18 protein-coding genes are annotated in these 19,151 nt (G+C 39.8%); 14 read left to right on the top strand and 4 right to left on the bottom strand.

Translation table 11 applies throughout. The features are described 5' to 3' along the window. Positions 1-136: 136 nt before the first annotated feature. The 3 genes from IPH84_07240 to IPH84_07230 are packed head-to-tail and all read left to right on the top strand — an operon-like array spanning position 137 to position 3,552. Positions 137-2,344 carry a copper-translocating P-type ATPase gene (locus IPH84_07240; GenBank protein ID MBK7173016.1) on the top strand — a complete coding sequence of 736 codons (2,208 nt, stop codon included), beginning with the start codon at positions 137-139 and terminating at the stop codon, positions 2,342-2,344. Positions 2,345-2,393: 49 nt separating this feature from the next. Further along, the gene (locus IPH84_07235) at positions 2,394-3,284 is read left to right on the top strand and encodes a cation transporter (GenBank protein MBK7173015.1); all 891 of its coding nucleotides are present in this window, start codon (positions 2,394-2,396) and stop codon (positions 3,282-3,284) included. 52 nt (positions 3,285-3,336) lie between these two features. Next, positions 3,337-3,552, top strand: a complete 216-nt coding sequence (locus IPH84_07230; GenBank protein MBK7173014.1) for a heavy-metal-associated domain-containing protein — start codon at positions 3,337-3,339, stop codon at positions 3,550-3,552. Positions 3,553-3,562: 10 nt separating this feature from the next. On the opposite strand, the gene IPH84_07225 is transcribed toward IPH84_07230, so the two are convergent. The 4 genes from IPH84_07225 to IPH84_07210 all read right to left on the bottom strand — a co-directional run bounded on the left by IPH84_07225 (position 3,563) and on the right by IPH84_07210 (position 8,103). After that, positions 3,563-4,141 carry a superoxide dismutase gene (locus IPH84_07225; protein ID MBK7173013.1) on the bottom strand — a complete coding sequence of 193 codons (579 nt, stop codon included), beginning with the start codon at positions 4,139-4,141 and terminating at the stop codon, positions 3,563-3,565. 133 nt (positions 4,142-4,274) lie between these two features. Continuing rightward, the gene (locus tag IPH84_07220; protein ID MBK7173012.1) at positions 4,275-5,996 is read right to left on the bottom strand and encodes a M23 family metallopeptidase; all 1,722 of its coding nucleotides are present in this window, start codon (positions 5,994-5,996) and stop codon (positions 4,275-4,277) included. A gap of 111 nt (positions 5,997-6,107) precedes the next feature. Next, positions 6,108-7,307: an MFS transporter gene (locus IPH84_07215; protein ID MBK7173011.1), complete on the bottom strand. Its 1,200-nt coding sequence runs from the start codon at positions 7,305-7,307 to the stop codon at positions 6,108-6,110. Positions 7,308-7,404: 97 nt separating this feature from the next. Continuing rightward, positions 7,405-8,103 carry a Crp/Fnr family transcriptional regulator gene (locus tag IPH84_07210; protein MBK7173010.1) on the bottom strand — a complete coding sequence of 233 codons (699 nt, stop codon included), beginning with the start codon at positions 8,101-8,103 and terminating at the stop codon, positions 7,405-7,407. A gap of 306 nt (positions 8,104-8,409) precedes the next feature. Here IPH84_07210 and IPH84_07205 point away from each other — a divergent pair, with 306 nt between their 5' ends. The 11 genes from IPH84_07205 (at position 8,410) to IPH84_07155 (ending at position 19,150) form a co-directional block, all read left to right on the top strand. Then, the gene (locus IPH84_07205) at positions 8,410-8,835 is read left to right on the top strand and encodes a hypothetical protein (protein ID MBK7173009.1); all 426 of its coding nucleotides are present in this window, start codon (positions 8,410-8,412) and stop codon (positions 8,833-8,835) included. A 54-nt stretch (positions 8,836-8,889) separates the two neighbouring features. Beyond that, complete coding sequence (locus tag IPH84_07200) at positions 8,890-9,816, top strand: hypothetical protein (GenBank protein ID MBK7173008.1); 927 nt, start codon at positions 8,890-8,892, stop codon at positions 9,814-9,816. Between the two features lie 126 nt (positions 9,817-9,942). Then, positions 9,943-10,272 (top strand): cytochrome c, encoded by a 330-nt coding sequence (locus IPH84_07195; GenBank protein MBK7173007.1) that lies wholly within the window; start codon positions 9,943-9,945, stop codon positions 10,270-10,272. 170 nt (positions 10,273-10,442) lie between these two features. Beyond that, entirely contained in the window at positions 10,443-11,354 is a 912-nt protein-coding gene (locus IPH84_07190) for a hypothetical protein (protein ID MBK7173006.1), read from the top strand. Further along, positions 11,354-11,971, top strand: coding sequence for a cytochrome b/b6 domain-containing protein (locus IPH84_07185; protein ID MBK7173005.1), 618 nt, complete (start codon positions 11,354-11,356; stop codon positions 11,969-11,971). Before IPH84_07190 ends, IPH84_07185 begins: the two co-directional genes overlap by 1 nt. 72 nt (positions 11,972-12,043) lie before the next feature. Further along, a complete protein-coding gene (locus IPH84_07180; GenBank protein MBK7173004.1) occupies positions 12,044-13,009 on the top strand; it encodes a 4Fe-4S dicluster domain-containing protein in 966 nt (321 codons plus the stop codon). Beyond that, on the top strand, positions 13,009-14,325 hold the full coding sequence (gene nrfD / locus IPH84_07175) for a polysulfide reductase NrfD (protein ID MBK7173003.1): 1,317 nt from the start codon (positions 13,009-13,011) through the stop codon (positions 14,323-14,325). Before IPH84_07180 ends, nrfD begins: the two co-directional genes overlap by 1 nt. 22 nt (positions 14,326-14,347) lie before the next feature. Then, complete coding sequence (locus IPH84_07170; GenBank protein MBK7173002.1) at positions 14,348-15,259, top strand: hypothetical protein; 912 nt, start codon at positions 14,348-14,350, stop codon at positions 15,257-15,259. A gap of 267 nt (positions 15,260-15,526) precedes the next feature. Next, on the top strand, positions 15,527-16,879 hold the full coding sequence (locus IPH84_07165; GenBank protein MBK7173001.1) for a hypothetical protein: 1,353 nt from the start codon (positions 15,527-15,529) through the stop codon (positions 16,877-16,879). A 344-nt stretch (positions 16,880-17,223) separates the two neighbouring features. Then, positions 17,224-18,216, top strand: coding sequence for a MoxR family ATPase (locus tag IPH84_07160; GenBank protein ID MBK7173000.1), 993 nt, complete (start codon positions 17,224-17,226; stop codon positions 18,214-18,216). Between the two features lie 58 nt (positions 18,217-18,274). Then, positions 18,275-19,150, top strand: coding sequence for a DUF58 domain-containing protein (locus tag IPH84_07155; GenBank protein ID MBK7172999.1), 876 nt, complete (start codon positions 18,275-18,277; stop codon positions 19,148-19,150). The last annotated feature ends 1 nt before the right edge of the window (position 19,151 follow it).

Below are 19,151 nucleotides of genomic sequence, written 5' to 3'. Positions count from 1 at the left end.
ACCATCACATTATATAAAACATTTAAGCAATAAGTGAACTTCCGGTTTTAAATGAAACATAGAAATACAATAAGGTCAGTAAATCCATTGATGTAATCATTTTGATCTTAAAACTGTTATATAGTAAAGATAAAAAGTGACAGATGTAACCAAAATATCAGTTCCCGTTTTAGGGCTTGCTTGCGCAGCATGCGCAGGTAGTGTACAATCGTTATTGGAGTCTACTGAAGGAGTGGTATCCGCATCCGTCAATTATGGGAATAAAACTCTCAGACTGGAATACAATTCTACTGCCATTGGTTTACCTGAAATCAAAGAGAAAGTAAAATCAATAGGATACGACTTACTGATAGAAGAAGAAAACAAGTCAGAAAAACTCGAAGAAATAGAGCGACTGCGATTTGAAATTTTAAAGAGAAAATTATTGATTGCTTTAATTTTCAGTTTGCCTGTTTTTATTATTTCCATGTTTTTCCATCACACTTTCCAATATCAGGATATTATTCTTTTAATCCTTTCATTGCCTGTTATACTCTATTCCGGATCCGATTTCTATACATCCGCGTTCAGACAAGCCAGGCATGGGATTTTCAGTATGGATTCCCTGGTTGCAACCGGAACAGGGGTTGCTTTTTTGTTTAGTGTATTCAACACTTTTTTCCCGGCTTTCCTGGTATCACACAAAATCCAACCAGAGGTATATTATGAATCCGCTGTGATGATCATTTCTTTCATCCTGATTGGAAGGTTTCTTGAGGATAAAGCCAAAAGAACAGCCTCTTCAGCTATGCATAAACTCACCGGACTCCAACCGAAAGTGGTAACTATCGAACGTGAGGGTGAATTTTTTGATCTTCCGTATTCAATGATTCTTCCAGGTGATAAAGTAATTGTGAAACCGGGAGATAGGATCCCTGTAGATGGAATGGTTTCTGAAGGAGAATCCCTGGTAGATGAGAGTAGTATCACCGGAGAAGCGATGCCAGTGCTTAAAGAAAAAGGACAAAAGGTCTTTTCAGGCACCATCAACAGCAATGGCTTACTCACTGTTATATCTGAAAAATCGGGTAATGATACCTTGCTCTCCAATATAATTCGCCTGGTGGATGAGGCACAATCCTCGAAACCACCCATTCAAAAACTGGTTGATAAAATCACACAAGTATTTGTGCCGGGTGTATTCCTGATTGCAGCGATAACTTTCCTAAGCTGGATGATATTGGGAACCCTGGGGCAGGCAGTAGTTACTTCAATTAGTGTTCTCATCATTGCATGTCCATGCGCTTTGGGATTGGCCACACCTACAGCACTCATTGCCGGAATTGGCAGAGGTGCTTCAGAGGGAATACTGATCAGGAATGCTGCAGCCCTCGAAACAGCCAGAAAAGTAAATGTGATTCTTTTGGATAAAACAGGAACTCTTACGCAAGGAAAACCAGTGGTGAATAATATTATCTGGCAAATTGCTCCTTCAAAACTGGAATGGAATGCATTATATGCCCTGGAATCAAAATCGAACCACCCTTTGGCAGTGGCGATTTACTCCTATATTAGTAACATTGCATCTTTCAGTCCAGACTTCATTGACGAAATTACAGGTTTTAGTGAAGAAGCAGGCAGAGGGGTAAGTTGTACTATCAAGAATCAAATATGGCGGGCAGGCAATAAAAAATGGATAGAAAAGGAGTGTAATTTAATACTGAAAGATAATTCACAGGAGGATGGGAAAACCTCAGTATACTTTACAAAAGGTGAAGAATGGCTCGCAGAGATAGTCCTTTCAGATGAAATCAGGTCAAATGCTCCTGAAATGATCAGAGCTCTCAAAAAAAATGGCATTGAAACAATAATGGTGAGTGGCGACTCTGATTCCACAGCCAGGGCAATTGCATCTGAAGTGGGGATAGACAAAGTATATTCACAAATTCTGCCTGATCAAAAAGGGCAACTTGTTAAAGATTTGCAAGCTCAGGGTAAAATAGTTGCAATGGTTGGTGATGGAATCAATGATGCTTATGCTCTTGCTCAGGCCGACCTGGGAATAGCCATGGGAAGTGGTTCCGATATTGCTCTGGAGAGTGCTTCTTTTATATTATTGAAATCGGACCTGGAACTGGTATTGAAATCATTGACTTTATCTAATGCCCTATTAAGGGTTATCCAGCAGAATCTGTTCTGGGCATTTATTTACAACCTCATTATGATTCCTCTGGCTGCCGGATTATTATACTCCTTCACAGGTCACCTGCTAAATCCAATGATTGCAGGAGCCGCCATGGCCCTGAGTTCCGTCTCAGTTGTTACCAATAGCCTGAGATTGAGAACGATGGCACTTGTTAAATAATCACCAGAGTACTAATATGCGGTTTTCCACTCAATGAAATCCTGAATTCATGTCTCATCAACATATACATGATCATCATTCTTCCGAGAAGAATCTGAAGACAGCGCTTTGGCTCAATGCACTATTTGCCGTTATAGAAGTGGTTGGTGGCATTATGACTAATAGCATTGCTGTACTTTCAGATGCCTTGCATGATGCCGGAGATACAATAGCCATTGGAATTGCCTGGTATTTTCAAAGGGTGTCAAGGAAGAAACGTGATTTAAATTACTCATTTGGTTACAGGCGCTTCTCTGTCCTGGGAGCTCTGATAAACTCACTGGTATTGTTATCAGGATCGTGCATTATACTGGTGCAAGCGATTCCCAGAATATTTGCGCCACAGGAAGTTGAGGAGACCGGAATGCTGTTACTGGCAATAATGGGCATCATCGTCAATGGAATTGCCATGTTCAAGGTAAAGAAAGGCCAGAGCCGGAACGAACAGGTTATATCCCTGCACTTACTGGAAGATGTGTTAGGTTGGGTCGCCGTTCTGCTGGTCTCAATCTTATTGCATTTTGTCCATCTCCCTATCCTGGATCCCATTTTATCAGTGGCAGTTACCCTGTTTATACTGTACAGATTATTTGGCAGTTTGAGGAAAACATTCCGAATCCTGCTCCAGGGAACCCCAAGTTCAAGCCAGGGAAAAGAAATATCAGAGAAGCTAATGAAGAACATTCCCGAAATAACCGGGATACATGACCTGCATGTATGGTCCATGGATGGTTCCTATCATGTAGCTTCCTTACATATCGAAGTAACCACTGAAATGAACTTATCTGATACAGAAACGCTTAAAAATAAGGTCAGGGAGGAATTAATGAATCTTTCTATTGAACATGCCACACTCGAAATTGAATTAAAAGGGCAGGATTGCAGGTTGCAGAGTTGTTGATAGTATCTTTGAAAACTCAAAAATGATGTTCATCATTAACCCATAAAAAACAATGGAAAATTTGAAATTCCGGACAAGCTTGAAATGCAATGGCTGCGTTAACGCAATCACTCCATGGCTCAGCAATATTAATGAGATTAAATCCTGGAATGTTGATCTTAACAGTATTGACAAGGTTCTTGAAATTGAAGCGAATGAAGATATAAGTGACCAGGTAATTGAAAACATAAAAAAAGCCGGCTACGAGATCAGCCGGCTTCCTGCATAAAAAATATTTTTTAAGGCAGACGGGAAGCTACGATGTCCCAATCTACAAGGCTCCAGAATGCATTGAGGTAATCCGGCCTGCGGTTTTGATAATCGAGGTAATAGGCATGTTCCCAAACATCACAGGTAAGTAATGGCACCTGGCCTTCACGCATTGGATTGCCTGCATTACCTGTTTGAACAATTGCGAGGGAATTATCAGGTTTCATGGTAAACCAAGCCCATCCTGAACCAAAAAGGTTAATGGCTGCATCCGCAAACTTTGCTTTGAATTCGTCAAAAGAACCAAAGTCCCGTTCAATGAGGGCTAATAAATCTCCCTGCGGTGCAGTATCTCTCCTGGCTGAGAAGCTTTCCCAGAAAAATGTATGATTCCAGACCTGAGCTCCATTATTAAAAATACCGCCGGTGGCCTGGCAAACTATATCTTCAAGTTTAGCTTCTTCAAACTGAGTGCCTGGAATCATTCCATTAAGTTTGGTCACATAAGTTTGATGATGCTTACCATAATGAAATTCAATCGTCTTGGCGCTAATAAATGGCTCCAATGCATCCGGGGCATATGGTAGTTTTGGAAGTTCAAAAGGCATAATCTTGAAATTTTATGGTTAAACAAATCATTTTTGGAAAGGTAAAATTAACACGAATTTACTATGAATAGTCATAAAATCTGCAAAATTTGAAATAAGACAGTAAAACACCTCTTTTTTAAAACTAAAAAATCTATTTACCAATGAATGAAGTTGAAGCAGATGCCTTGTTTCCCTTCTCATCCCATACTTCCAGCCTGAAGTTGTTTTTTCCGGTTTGAACCTTTTCATCAAAACGATAAATCATTAACTTGTTCTTTGGATCCCATTCTACTAAAGCCCATTCATCATTAATCTCACCTTTGTAATCACTGATGCCCGAAAAATTATCTGAAACCCTGAATTTCAACGTATTACGACTTTTCGATTTATCATGAATGATTTTTAATGAAGGAGGAATACTATCCACTACTATGGCATAGGAATCAAAGAAATAGGAGTCTGTACTTACATACCCATTCTCATAACTCCCTCCTGCAGGATGTCTTCCGCCTTCCCTGTCAATCCTTGCGAGCAAAGCTTTGGAACGCAAACGAACAGGAAGTTTGTCGGCCTTAATGGAAATTTTCATTTTCTTATGAAGGGGGATTTCAGGATTATGCAAACTATGGAGTTCAGAAAAATATCCTTTTCTGGCAGCTGACTTTCGATATTCAAACTGGCATTGATCATATAAACTCCCCTTTGGAAGGAGAACTTTAATTTCAGGAGTTATAAATTCATTGGTTTTGCTTATAGTGAACTTCACTATTGTGTCAGCCTGTATAAGTTCCGGTACCTGAACCATCTGCTGCGGCAAGCTGCTTTGAATCCACCACCTTAATACAGTTTTATGCCCCTCAAAATCTGTAACAACAACCACCATTTCATGGACCAGGGAATCGGTTAAGATCAGTACACCATTCTTTTCAGAAACTGAATGCATCAACAATTCATTTCCTGGTAACTTTCTTGTCTCAAGCAACCTGTTTCCATTTTTATAATTCCTGGAATAATCAATGCTCGCATTTACATACCTGGATTCTGTGAAGGCAAAGCTATCGACCTGCATCGAAAACAACGTTCCTTTATCCATGAAAACCGTCATAGAATACCAACCATTCCGGTCGGTTTTACTATATAGAAAATCATATGCTTCAATTCCAAGTTCAAGAAGACCCCAGGCCTTCAGAGTGTCACCCGCAGCTAGCCGGTATTCCCCAGGTTCATTTTTTTTCACATTGAACTTAGTTGACAACAATGATCCTTCAATTGTGCTTTGTTCATTAACCGGTGAAAGGGTAATGAGGTCAATATAAGGTGGATAAAGGTCCTTACAACTAAGCCCAAATAACAGGGGATTGATGACCCTTTCAGTTTTTGTATTCCTTAATTCAAAATGTAGGTGAGCACCAAAGGAACTCCCTGAATTACCGGCATATCCGATCAACTGACCTTTGCTGACAAAAATGGAGTCCTTTTTAGTAGCTGGAAATAAGTCAACCTCAAATGATTTAAGTAAGTACTGCTTTAAATGCGCGTATTTACGTATCGTGTCATTATAGTCAAAAAGGTGTCCATATACAGAGGTATAACCATTTGGATGGTCAATATACAATGCATTACCAAACCCGACCGGTGATATTTTTATTCTTGAAACCCATCCATCTGCTACAGCATAAACCGGAAGGCCCTCTTTCCTCTGCACCTGGAAATCGATTCCTGAATGAAAATGGTTAGGACGGATCTCTCCGAATGTGCCGGTAACAGATAGATCAATCCCTAAAGGAGAGGAAAAATAGTCTGTGGGAATTGGTTTCTGTGCTGATAATCCACACGAAACAGCAAGAAATAAGTAGATTAAGAGAATTCGCATTATTTTCATCTTTGCAAACTTACAATTGATGATCCATATAATCAATGTACATAAAACCCTAAGTTGAGAAGTTAGTTCTCAAGAAACTGCAACAGGAAAGTAAATATTTTATTATATAGGTATAACCTTCATCTTTTTACCTATAATCAGAAGGTATATTGAAATAAGCACAACCCCTGAACCAGAAATGATAAACATCCAGGATGGCCCAAGGCTAAACCATATGATCCCAGCCAGACTGCTAGCCAGCATGGTAAAAATACTTGCAAAACTTGTATAAAAGCCAATAGCTGTAGCCGTTTTATTGGATGCAGCTACATTGCTGATTATAGCTTTTGAAATCCCTTCGGTAGAGGCAGCATAAATGGCATATCCTCCAAAAAGCAACAATAATTCCGTAATAGATGTTGCAAACCCCATAAAGAAGTATACGAGAGAAAATATCATTAAACCGGCAACGAGCATTCTGTGCAACCCAATTTTATCTGCCAATATCCCTAAAGGGAAGGATAATAAAGCATAAATCAGGTTATAAAAAATATAAAGGCCGATCATAGTCTGGTCATCATATCCCTGATGTTTTACACCCAGCAGGAGAAAAGCATCTGAACTATTAAATAATGTAAACATCAAAAGGCCTGAAACCAGTAATTTATAGTATTTACTCGCCTCTTTCCAATAAGAAAAATAGGAGAAGAAGCCTGGAGATTTTTTAGAGGGGGTATCCAGCTGTTTTTCTTTCAACAGGAAGGTAAGTAAAATGGCTATAATTCCAGGAATCACAGCAATAATGAACAACCAGCGATATTCTCCCGGATAGTAATGCAGGTAAATCAGTGCCGCAAAAGGCCCAAGTGCAGCACCAACTGTATCCAAAGCCCGATGAAATCCAAAGACTTTACCTTTATGCTCAGGAGTTGTTTCACTGCTCAATATTGCATCCCTGGCTCCTGTCCGGATGCCTTTTCCAAGACGGTCAACAGTCCTTGCCAGGAATATCCACAATGGAAAAACGAAAGCAGCCATCATTGGTTTTGAAATGGCAGACAAAGTATATCCCCATTGTACAAAAGGTACTCTTCGGGATATTTTATCAGAATAGTTTCCGAAATATCCTTTGCTCAGACCAGCTGTTGCTTCTGCCAAACCTTCAAGGATACCGATAAGCAGAACGGAGAAACCAATGGATTGAAGGTAAACCGGCATAACCGGATATAACATTTCACTGGCAATATCAGTAAATAAACTGATGAAAGAAACAAGGAGGATTGTTCGGGTAAGGATTGAACGTAATGGAGTACTCTGCTTCATGCCTTCAGGAAAACGACAAATTTATAAATATCCTCAGGAGAATCATTGCGTAAGTGAAACATTCAATAAAGTAAGGAAAGTGCTTAAATAAGAATGGTTATCCCGTTTGACTGATCTTATGCAACTGTTCTTCATTGATAACTTCAATATGGTTCCCATCTACCCTGATAATATCTTCATCCTTGAATTCCTTGAGAATACGAATTGCGCTTTCCTTTGACATTCCTGACATGTCGGCAAGATCCTGCCTTGACAAAGTGGTAGTGAATGGATTGGATTCATAAACCCTATCTTTCAGGTAAATGATCACGTCAGCGATTCTGCCAGGCATTTGTTTTTGGGTAAGACTGATCACCTGCTCAAAATTCATGATAGATAATAAGCTGACTTTCCTGATAAATGCTTCCGCAAAGTCTGGATTGGTTCTAATCAAATTTTTAAAAACACTTGTCTCAACCAGGCATGCTGTAGAATCTTCAATAGCCATGGCTGAATAGTGGTGTTTGGAATCTACATAAATACCAGGTCCAAGAATATATTCAATAGGTTTAACAATGCCCAGAATAAGATTCTTACTGTCAAATCCCTCAATATAAAGTTTTACCATACCACTGGTAAGACATAGAAAATGCAAATTTGGGGTCCCCTGTTTAAAAATAAGTTCTCCCGCTTTGAAATTTATTTCAATCCTTTTTTCATCAATATTTGCCAATTCAGCTTGACAGAGACAATCAAAAATATCTGCTCGTTCTCCACAAGAATTGCAACCCGAATGTGCACCTATTCTATTATTCATTTTTGATTGATTGAGGATGAACCCGTAATATATTGATGAATTACTTGACTATCAATTGCTTATAAAAACATCTAAGATGGAAGCAATCCATTTATTTTTTCCGACCATCATTCTCCCACAAAAATAATGATAAATATCAATATGTAGATTGATAAATAATAGATATTTTCAACTAATAAATCATACCTTCGTTCGTAAGCCGTTTTGATAAAAGATGTTTTTTTGTCTCGTCAAATATAGGAAACTACATATTTAAGAACATACACACTTTCCGAGCAAAAAGCTAAATAATTAACCTTGAATAATATGAAAAACATTACACCAAAAATCCTGCTGCTTGCATTTATCGGTTTGATAATGCTGGCATCCTGCGAATACAACTATTATGTAATTCCCCCGGAGCCAGAGGCGCCCATTGATACAACAGGCAATACTGACACTACAAATAACGACACCACTATTGTTACTGTTGATACCATCAGTTTTTCACAAGATCTGCTTCCATTCTTCTCAAACAAGTGCGAGATTTGCCACAAAGGCTCTACACCTCCTGATCTTAGGCCTAGCAAAGCGTATGCTTCACTAATGAATGGATTTGTTGTTGCTAAAGATATTGACAACAGTGTGTTATACCAGTCCTGTAAACCAGGTGGAAGTATGAAAAGTTATTGCAGTTCAGCTGAACTAAAGCTAATACAGCGATGGATACTCAAAGGAGCAAAAAATGATTAATTAGTGGAACCGGTTTATTTAACGATACTTTCAATGAAACAAAATATCATTCCTATGAAATTTATTTATAGCCTCTTACTGGCAGTTGCGTTAATGATTCAGGCTGTTTCCTTTGCACAGGATGCTACTGAAGAAGAAACAGGGCCTGATAACCGTCCATCAAAACCTGCATTTGAAAGTGGGCTGCTTTTTGATCAGCAAACTGCCAACATGCAGCAGAAGAATACACTCGAATTTATTATTCAGCACAGGTTTGGAACTGCAGAGGATGGAATTTCCAATCTCTACGGAATCTGGGGTGCATCAAACATTAGGCTCGGTCTCAATTACACCGTATTGAAAAATGTGATGGTAGGATGGGGTGCAACAAAATACAAGAAAGCCCAGGATTTCCAGGTAAAATACAACATCCTTCAGCAAACCCGCTCCAACAGTGTTCCTGTTTCTCTAACCTTGTATGGCAATATGCAGATCGATTGTCAATACAAGAGCGATGACACGATAAGTGTAGGAAAAGATTTTGGATTTAGCGACCGCTTATCCTATTTTAGTCAGTTGATCATTACCAGGAGATTTGGCAATCACCTTTCAATGCAGGTTGCTCCAAGTTTTACCCATTACAACTGGTTTATGGTTGATACCGTTAATTCAGAAGTAGGTGATGCAGTTGCCTGGGAACATGATAAAATTGGTATCTCAGCAGGGATCCGCTATAAAATCAGTCCTCAGACTTCTTTCATGGCCACTGTTGACTACCCTCTGCAGATAAAGGGCATAGCAGAATATAAAGATTTTGTCAATCCACCAAAACCCAGTTTCTGCATTGGAGCAGAGATTGCAACCAGTACCCATGCATTTCACATCTATTTTGGAACTTCCCAGGGGATACTTCCGCAAGAAATCATGATGCTGAATCAAAATGATTTCTTCAATCAGCAATTCCTTATTGGATTGAATGTTACCCGTTTATGGAATTTCTAATTTTGGAATGATAATTGTAATTTTTTTTGACAACTTTAAAAACCATTTAATATGAAAACAAAAAGAATGATCAGTCTGTCAGCAATGATTGTTGCTGCTTTCCTATTCGTCTTCGCTAACAGCGTGATGGCTCAGAAAAAGGCAGGACCATGGGAAATCCCGGCCAAGTACAAAACTATGAAAGGTAAAGGCGATGTTGCTACCGGTAAAGAATTATATGCCAAGCATTGCAAGTCATGCCATGGTTCCAAGGGAGTAGGTGATGGACCAAAAGCTGCCGGATTAAAAACCTCATGTGGTGATTTTTCAAGTGCCGATTTCCAAAAAGGTACTGATGGTGAACTGTACTACAAATCAATTATTGGCAGGGATGAAATGCCCAGTTATGAAAAGAAAATTCCTGACGAAGCCGATCGTTGGTCTCTTGTTGCCTACATACGGACAATGAAGAAGTAATTCAACCAGACATAGAGAATTGGGTGTTTCACAAATGAGGGAAACACCCAATTCTCTTTATGGAACTGCCCAATTGAACATTAGTCTAAATAAGAATTATGGACAACAGCTACTTTAACTCATCTAAGGCTTTATTGAAAGTATCAGTAATTTGCATTCTGGTATTTTTTATGTCTGCTTTTAAACTGGATGATAAGACCAGGAAAGAATTCAAAAATGCAGAATCAAACGAGAACTGCCTGAAATGCCACGGCCAATCCAAGTATTCCTATGATAATCCGGAATCAGGGCAAGTTGTATTCAGGAGGATGTATAGTGAGGCCATTGTTAACCGGGACCTTTTCTATGAATCGAATCACAGGCAGTTTAAGTGCACCGATTGCCATGCAGAAGATTATGACACTTTTCCTCATCCCGGCAGGCTAAGAATGGAAACGCCTTATGCCTGTAACGATTGTCATGGTGACGACCCTGCCTATGAAAAGTTCAAATTTATGCAGATCGAGGAGGAATTCCTTGCCAGTATGCATTCAACGAAACATAGTGAAGATTTCACCTGTTGGATGTGCCACAATCCGCATACCTATAAAATTAGTGCACGTACTGAAGAAAAGATTAAAGATATCGTTGCTTATGATAATGCCATCTGTCTTAATTGTCATGGCGATATAAATGAATATCAGCTGCTCACTACGAAGGTAAACCCAAACATCATCAAGAAACATGACTGGCTTCCAAATCAAGCCTTGCATTTTACCAGCATACGCTGTATAGAATGTCATGCCAGGACCAGTGACTCTCTCCTGGTTTCTCATAATATTCAACCGAAATCAAAGGCTGTCAAGAGATGTGTTGAATGTCATTCAACCAACTCCATACTGATGGCATCGCTTTATAAATTCAGTGTCAAGGAAAACCGAAGCAAAACAGGTTTTTATAACGGAGTTATTATGAATGAGTCCTATGTAATTGGGGCTAACCGCAACTTTTACCTTGGAATACTAAGTATGGCAATGTTTGCCATAGTAGTGGCAGGTATAATCATACATGCCAGTTTACGAATTTTAAAAAGGAAAAAATAATGGCTGAGAAACTCTATTTATACCCTTTATGGCTTAGGCTTTGGCATGGAATCAATGCAATCCTGATATTATGTTTAATAATTACAGGTGTCAGTATGCAGTATTCCAGCCCTAATTTCAACCTGATCAGGTTTGATATTGCCGTGTCATTTCACAATATTGCCGGAATGATTTTAACGGCAAATTACCTGCTGTTTCTCATTGGTAACATTGTTACTCCTAATGGGCGATACTATAAAATGACTTTTAAAGGATTGTTTGACCGACTGAAAAAGCAATTCGTGTATTATACGATGGGCATTTTCAAGCATGAGAACCCTCCATTCCCTGTGATTAAAGAACGGAAATTCAATCCTCTGCAACAGTTTACCTATGTTGGAGCTATGTATATAATGGTGCCAATCGTAATCATCACCGGTTGGGCATACCTTTACCCGGAATTACTTTTAACCAAAATCATGGGAGGCGGAGGTTTGAAGGTAAATGATTTTATCCATGTTATTATTGGATTCTTTCTTTCCTTCTTCATGTTTGTTCATGTATATTTCTGTACAATCGGAGCAACCTTCGTAAGCAACTTCAAAAGCATGATTAATGGGTTCCATGAGCCTCATTGATTCACTGTTTATTAATACCTGGGAATCAGTGTCATCCATGCAGTATTAACAGTAACTTAATGTAAATCTACCATGAACGAAGATCAGAACCAGGATAATAATTCACGCCGAAGATTCCTAAAGCTGGGACTTCTGGCGGGTGCCGGAACAGTGGCAACTGGTGCGATTATAGCAACCAGTAACAGCCAGGCACACGAATCAGGCGAAAAAATCAAGGTATTAACCACCAATGGCGAAGTTATGGAAGTAGATAAAAACTATCTTTCCATGGCTCCTGTAGGAATCAAAGAATCGCATGAAGGGATTCCCGGGAGGAAATTCGTCATGGTGATCGATCTGGCCAAGTGCAAGAATGCCAGGAAATGTGTTGAGGAATGCCAGAAAGGGCACAACCTGCCGAAAGGCCAGGAGTTCATGAAGGTGTACCTTATGCAGGACTCAGAAAAAACTGCACCATACTGGTTCCCAAAACCATGTTATCATTGCGATAACCCCCAGTGTGTAAGTGTTTGTCCCGTTGGGGCCACTTATAAACGAACAGATGGTATTGTTCTGATTGATAATGAACGCTGCATTGGATGTAAATTCTGCATGACAGGCTGCCCTTATTCAACAAGGATTTTCGCATGGAATCATGAAGAGGCGTTTGAATCTGACCAGGTCTATTCACCTGAAAAAAGTGTTCCCGGAGTTGAAGGCACCGTTTCCAAATGTGATTTTTGCCCGGATCTCGCCAGGGAAGGCAAACTCCCTTACTGTGCATCTGCTTGCCCAATGGGTGTTATCTATTTTGGTGACATCGACGAAGATGTGGTAACCAATGGAGTAGAAACCTATAAGTTCAGTGAACTTATCCGCGACAGGTCAGGATACCAGTACCTGGAAAACCTGGGCACCCGGCCCAATGTATATTATCTTCCTCCTGTCGACAGGCAATTCCCCGTTGAGAGAGGTTATGACGGACTGGAAGATGACATTAAAGCACGGTATGATGAAACTCCGTTTGTACAAAAATTAAAACATGAGGAGGAGAAATAATGACACAATCCGATCAACTGCTTAAGGAATTTGCTCCTCAATTGGAGAGAACAGGGCTGAAAGGCAAAATCTGGATCGGTTTCCTGATTTTTATGGTGCTGGCAGGTATATTTGCACTTTACTGGCAGGTTTCCAGGGGCCACATTGTTACCGGCATGAGGGATAATGTGGTATGGGGTGTTTATATTGTCAATTTCATCTTCTTTATGGGAATCAGCTATGCCGGGGCACTCATTTCCGGAGCACTGCATCTTTTCCATGCAGAATGGAGAAAGCCCATTATCAGGATGGCTGAATTTATCACAGTGATCTCCCTGCTTATCGGTCCGCTTTATATCATGCTTTGTATTGGCCGTCTTGACAGGCTTCCAAACCTGATCTTGTTCGGACGTATCCAATCACCTATTACATGGGATGTGATTGCCATTTCCACTGATATCATCGGTTGCTTTATTTTCCTTTACCTGGCCTTACTGCGGGATCTAAGCAAACTACGTGATTATAAGGATCTTAAATTGCCTGAATGGCGTAAAAAACTATATAAAGTGTTGGCTCTTGGTTATGAAGGTACCCCTGAACAGCAGATCCGCCTTAAGCGTGCAACAGACATTATGGCCGCTATGGTTATTGCTATTGCTATCATCGTTTATTCTGTATTAGCATGGATCTTTAGTGTAACGCTCCAACCAGGCTGGCATAGCACCATATTTGGCCCTTACTTTGTGATCGCTGCCGTTTATTCGGGATCCGGAGTACTCATTGTTGCCATGTATATTTTTCGAAAAGTTTATCACCTTGAAAATCATATCACACTGAAACATTTTATCAATGTTGGTGTCATCATGCTGGTACTCGCTGCTTTCTTCGGGTATTTTACCTTCAGTGAATATCTTACAAAATGGTATGGTTCGGAAAAAAATGACGAATTACTGATCAAGATCCTTTTCAGGGATTATTATTTCTTCTTCATTTTCTCAAATTATTTAGGTGTATTGTTACCTCTTATCGTTGTAGGGTTTAAAAAACTCAGGACCATCAACAATATTACCATAACTGCAGTCATCGTAATTCTTGCATTATGGATGAACCGTTACCTGATTGTAGTACCAACCCTTGAATCTCCTTATCTTCCAATACAGGATGCCAGGGAAGCATGGAGGCACTATTCAGCAACATGGGTGGAATGGGTATTGACTGCAGGGGGCGTTGCATCCTTCTGTCTATTCTTCACCATTGCTTCCAAGTTTATTCCAATCGTTCAAGTCTCTGAACTTAAAGAAGAGCCTGTAGAAGCAGGTGACATCAATTTGAGGTAACCGTTTTTCAATACAACACATCATGAAAAAATACTCTATAGTGATCATTTTCCTGCTTATGAAAGTTGCTTTAATACAAGCGACCGCTCAGAATGCAGAAAAGGAGACAGGGCCGTTTGCAACAGCCATGAGTTTTATTTGCACCAGCACATCAAATGATAGTATCCTGTTGAAAGTGCAGATCAGTGTCAAACATGAAACCGGTGCAACAAACCTGGCCAATGCTCCTGTTTTATTTTCTGTAGCAGGAACAGAAAGTGATATTGAATTGGGAACTGTAAAGACTGACCTTAGGGGCACTGCAATCATGAAAGTTCCAGCCTTGAACCAATTTCCGAGGAATGAAGAACAAATGATCAATTTTAAGGCTGTATTTGCCGGAATAAAAAACTATGAAGGGTCTGACGGTGAATTTGCCTTGAAACCTAGCAAACTGGTGTTATCATTTTATGAAGAAGATTCCATTAAATATGTGAAAGTTGAAGGCTCTCAATACAATGCTGACGGTACTGTTACACCACTTGGTCCGATTGACCTGGCTGTTGGAGTACAAAAGATGCTCAGTGTCCTGAAAGTTGCCGATATTTCGCTGGATTCAACAGGGGTTGGAACTGCTGAATTCCCTTTGGATATTATTGGTGATACACTGGGTAACCTAATTGTTATTGCCTCCATAGATGAACACGAAGTTTATGGATATGTAAAAGTTCAATCCAATATTGGATGGGGGTTACAAAAACATCTAATAAGCCCTGACCGACCTTCGAGGGAACTCTGGACACCTATCGCTCCACTTTGGATGATCATCACACTTATCATCATGTTAGTGGGAGTCTGGGGACATTATGTATATGCAGTCGTGCAATTGGTAATGATTAAAAAGTCTTCAAAAAAGAAAGTTGAAGACGAAGAGGAAGAAATAGCAAAAGTTTAACAAACTGAATTCGCATCAATACATAACTCATATGTAGATGCATTCAATAATATTCATATGTCATTTTGTTATTGATTTATATCAACCAAAACACGGATTATTACTTTCCAGACTAGAGAATATATCAATGCTCAATAAACAATAATGAACAGATATAAGTACATATTTGTATGCAATTAAAGGTGCAAAAATAGTTTGAAATAGTAAATCTTAAAATAACATAAGTACTTCATTTACAAACCCTAACAAACAACTAAAACAACAAGTATGAAAAAACTCTTATTTATTCTTGCAATCGGTGCCGGGCTGCTGATCACATCCTGCACCAAGGAAGGACCAATTGGGCCAGCCGGACCAGCCGGAACCAATGGTACCAATGGTACAAATGGTACCAACGGTACCAACGGAGCAGACGGTATCAATGGTGTTGATGCCAATGCAAACTGCACCCAGTGCCACGCACAGGATGTCGTTGAATTTGCTGCAACCCAGTATCAATTATCTAAACATGAGTACGGTGAAGCAGCTTTTGAAGAAGCTGGCAGCACAACCTGCGGTCCTTGCCATTTATCAGAAGCCTTTAAGTATGTTTGCGAAAACAATACGCCTTCAACATTTACATTAAATACTACCACAAACAAGTATGTAAATGATTATTTCGTAGCTCCCGATGCTGCTTTTGGTGAAATTACCTGTTCTACTTGCCACAGTTCACTGCACACAGGTTACACTATTTCCGACCTTCTTCCTCTCACAACAACAGCTCCTGTTGCTATGTCCATGTGGGGAGGTGCCAAAACCATCAACCTTACTCAAAACAATGGCGAAAGTCATCTTTGTATCAAATGTCACCAGCCTCGTCCTTTCACAGCATCTGCTGGTAATGGCAATGTTCTGGATTATGTAGCCATGGCTTCAAATCCAACTACCGTATTCTATGATCCAAACGGAACTGCAAACCTTTTGAAACCAGGTTACAGGACACATACCCATTATGGTACCGTAGGTGCTATATTTGCCGGTATGGGTGGTGTTGAATTCGCAGGACTTGCTTATACAAGTTCAGTGCATGCTACAGGTGCTTCCTGCCAGGATTGCCATATGGCTCCAATGACAGGCAAAGCCGGTGGACATACTTTCTTTGCAAAAGGTAACTTCAATGGTTGTAATGTTGACGGTTGCCATACAGGTATGGGTTCAGCATCAGCTACCTGGACAGGTACCCGCACTGAAATTAAAGGTTTACTTGATAACCTTGCTTCAAAATTAAATATTGGTGGTATCGATATTCTTAACCGTAATCCGGATGCTGAAGCTAACCTTTGGTCAACACTTACAACCAATAAATATGATGGTTACCTGAATATTTTCGACCCAATTAACAATCCTGATTTTGCTGCAAACAACCCTACCGGAACTTTCCAGAATCCAAGTCCATCAAATTCATGGAGTGCCGATCAGAAAGCTTTCAACCTGACACTGCCTAAGATTTCTCTTACAAATGCTCAGATGGGTTCAATCATCAACTTCCAGTTGTGTTTAAGGGAATATAGCCTTGGTGTTCACAATTATGCTTATACCAAAGCTCTGCTTACCAATTCAATAGCTGTATTGAACTAGTTTTCCTCAATTAAGGATTACTAACTTTTTATCGTCGAAGTTAAGAAAAGCCGGCTACCCTTAGCCGGCTTTTCCTTTTAAGTATAACAGAATCTGGCTCTGAAAGAGATAAGTACCAACTAAGTTAGAATATACACTAAAAGTGCATCTATTAAACCTGATTCCTAACTTCTTAAGGGTAGTTCAGCAACATCTGAGTCATAGCATAGGTTAAGACAGGTAAATGCTTGCAATCCCTAGAGAATTAACAGGTTTTAACTAGACGTTTAACAAAATTTAACAGGCAATTCAACCTCCAATGTTATGCCTGTTTCTATTTTTGCGGTCACAAAAATCCTTGTAATATGTTAGAGACCAACATCAAAGAACTGAATGATAAAATTCAACAGGAAAGTGCATTTGTTGACATGCTGACGATGGAGATGCACCGTGTGATTGTAGGGCAAAAACACATGATAGAAAGATTAATCATTGGTTTATTGTCAAATGGCCACATATTGCTCGAAGGGGTGCCTGGCTTGGCTAAAACACTGGCTATTAAATCTTTGGCAGCAACTATTGATTCAAAATTCAGTAGAATACAGTTCACTCCCGACTTACTGCCTGCCGATGTTGTTGGTACGATGATATATAGTCCAAAAAATGAAGATTTCGCGGTAAGAAAGGGTCCCATTTTTGCCAATTTTGTATTGGCTGATGAAATCAATCGGTCCCCGGCAAAGGTACAGAGTGCACTCCTGGAAGCCATGCAGGAACGGCAGGTCACCATTGGCGATAAGACTTATATGCTTCCGGATCCCTTCCTGGTAATGGCTACACAGAATCCTATCGAACAGGAAGGCACCTATCCCCTGCCTGAAGCACAGGTAGACCGGTTCATGTTGAAAGTGATCATTGGTTATCCGCAGAAACAGGAAGAAAAATTAATATTACGTCAGAATATAGCGGAAGAAACTCAGTCGACCAGGACAATCCTTAAACCAGAAGACATACTTAAAGCCAGGAGTGTTGTAAAGCAAGTGTATCTTGATGAAAAGATAGAGAATTATATTACAGATATCGTTTTTGCTTCACGCTATCCAAATGATTATGGCTTAAAGAAATTCAATGACCTGATCAGGTATGGTGCCTCTCCCAGGGCATCTATTTATCTTGCGATGGCCTCTAAATCCTTTGCATTCATTAAACGCAGGGGTTATGTAATCCCCGAAGATGTGAGGGCAGTAGCACATGATGTACTTCGTCACCGTATTGGGCTAACCTATGAAGCAGAAGCTGAAAACATTACTACTGAGGATATAATCAATGAAATTCTGAACTCAGTAATCGTTCCATAAGCAGCAACATAAACAATTAGCCTTAACATTTACTCCATTGATATAAAAAACGATTCAAGTGGAAACCACTGAAATTTTAAAGAAAGTCAGGAAAATAGAGATAAAGTCACGGGGGCTTTCGCAGCAGATTTTCTCCGGTCATTATCACTCTGCTTTTAAAGGCAGGGGAATGGCTTTCAGTGAAGTCAGGGAATACCAGTTTGGAGATGAGATCAGGAGTATTGACTGGAATGTTACTGCCAGGTTCAATCATCCATATGTCAAGGTATTTGAAGAAGAAAGAGAACTCACGGTCATGTTGTTGATTGACGTTAGCGGATCACATGAGTTTGGAACACGTAAGCAATTCAAGGCAGAAACAATGACTGAAATTGCCGCAGTGATAGCCTTTTCCGCGATCCAGAATAACGATAAGGTAGGTGTGATCTTTTTCAGCGACCGTATAGAAAAATTCATCCCTCCCAAAAAGGGAACCTATCATATCTTAAGAATCATCAGGGAGTTACTTTATTTTAAACCGGAAAGCCATAAGACAGATCTTTCGGAAGCCTTTCGCTTCCTTACCAATGCCATTAAGAAACGTTGTACTGCCTTTATCATTTCCGATTTTATGGATTCTCCTTTTGAAAAGGCGTTGCGTATTGCTTCCGGCAAGCATGATATTGTTGCGTTAAGGGTTTACGATCACCGAGAAACTGAATTGCCTTCAGTGGGCATCATGGAGGTTTATGACAAGGAATCGGGTGAACGGATGTGGGTTGATACATCAGAAGCGAGGGTGCGCAGGAATTATAAAGAATGGTGGATAAACCATAGCAGGCAGGTAGAAGGAATAATGATGAGATGCGGCGTTGACTCTGCAATCATTAATACAGAGGAAGATTATGTAAAGCCATTATTACAGTTATTTTCCAGAAGGGAGTTAAGGTATTAGG

This window comes from Bacteroidales bacterium (genome assembly GCA_016707785.1).
In the GTDB taxonomy this organism is placed as follows: Bacteria; Bacteroidota; Bacteroidia; order Bacteroidales; family UBA4417; genus UBA4417.
This window is presented reverse-complemented; position numbering and strand designations above follow the sequence as displayed.

What these genes read in the sequence shown, in the direction of transcription:
- IPH84_07235 (MBK7173015.1), top strand. Translation starts at nt 2,394, where the DNA reads ATGTCTCATCAACATATACATGATCATCATTCTTCCGAGAAGAATCTG.
- IPH84_07230 (MBK7173014.1), top strand. Translation starts at nt 3,337, where the DNA reads ATGGAAAATTTGAAATTCCGGACAAGCTTGAAATGCAATGGCTGCGTT.
- IPH84_07225 (MBK7173013.1), bottom strand. Translation starts at nt 4,141, where the DNA reads ATGCCTTTTGAACTTCCAAAACTACCATATGCCCCGGATGCATTGGAG.
- IPH84_07220 (MBK7173012.1), bottom strand. Translation starts at nt 5,996, where the DNA reads ATGCGAATTCTCTTAATCTACTTATTTCTTGCTGTTTCGTGTGGATTA.
- IPH84_07215 (MBK7173011.1), bottom strand. Translation starts at nt 7,307, where the DNA reads ATGAAGCAGAGTACTCCATTACGTTCAATCCTTACCCGAACAATCCTC.
- IPH84_07210 (MBK7173010.1), bottom strand. Translation starts at nt 8,103, where the DNA reads ATGAATAATAGAATAGGTGCACATTCGGGTTGCAATTCTTGTGGAGAA.
- IPH84_07205 (MBK7173009.1), top strand. Translation starts at nt 8,410, where the DNA reads ATGAAAAACATTACACCAAAAATCCTGCTGCTTGCATTTATCGGTTTG.
- IPH84_07200 (MBK7173008.1), top strand. Translation starts at nt 8,890, where the DNA reads ATGAAATTTATTTATAGCCTCTTACTGGCAGTTGCGTTAATGATTCAG.
- IPH84_07195 (MBK7173007.1), top strand. Translation starts at nt 9,943, where the DNA reads ATGGCTCAGAAAAAGGCAGGACCATGGGAAATCCCGGCCAAGTACAAA.
- IPH84_07190 (MBK7173006.1), top strand. Translation starts at nt 10,443, where the DNA reads ATGTCTGCTTTTAAACTGGATGATAAGACCAGGAAAGAATTCAAAAAT.
- IPH84_07185 (MBK7173005.1), top strand. Translation starts at nt 11,354, where the DNA reads ATGGCTGAGAAACTCTATTTATACCCTTTATGGCTTAGGCTTTGGCAT.
- IPH84_07180 (MBK7173004.1), top strand. Translation starts at nt 12,044, where the DNA reads ATGAACGAAGATCAGAACCAGGATAATAATTCACGCCGAAGATTCCTA.
- nrfD (MBK7173003.1), top strand. Translation starts at nt 13,009, where the DNA reads ATGACACAATCCGATCAACTGCTTAAGGAATTTGCTCCTCAATTGGAG.
- IPH84_07170 (MBK7173002.1), top strand. Translation starts at nt 14,348, where the DNA reads ATGAAAAAATACTCTATAGTGATCATTTTCCTGCTTATGAAAGTTGCT.
- IPH84_07165 (MBK7173001.1), top strand. Translation starts at nt 15,527, where the DNA reads ATGAAAAAACTCTTATTTATTCTTGCAATCGGTGCCGGGCTGCTGATC.
- IPH84_07160 (MBK7173000.1), top strand. Translation starts at nt 17,224, where the DNA reads ATGTTAGAGACCAACATCAAAGAACTGAATGATAAAATTCAACAGGAA.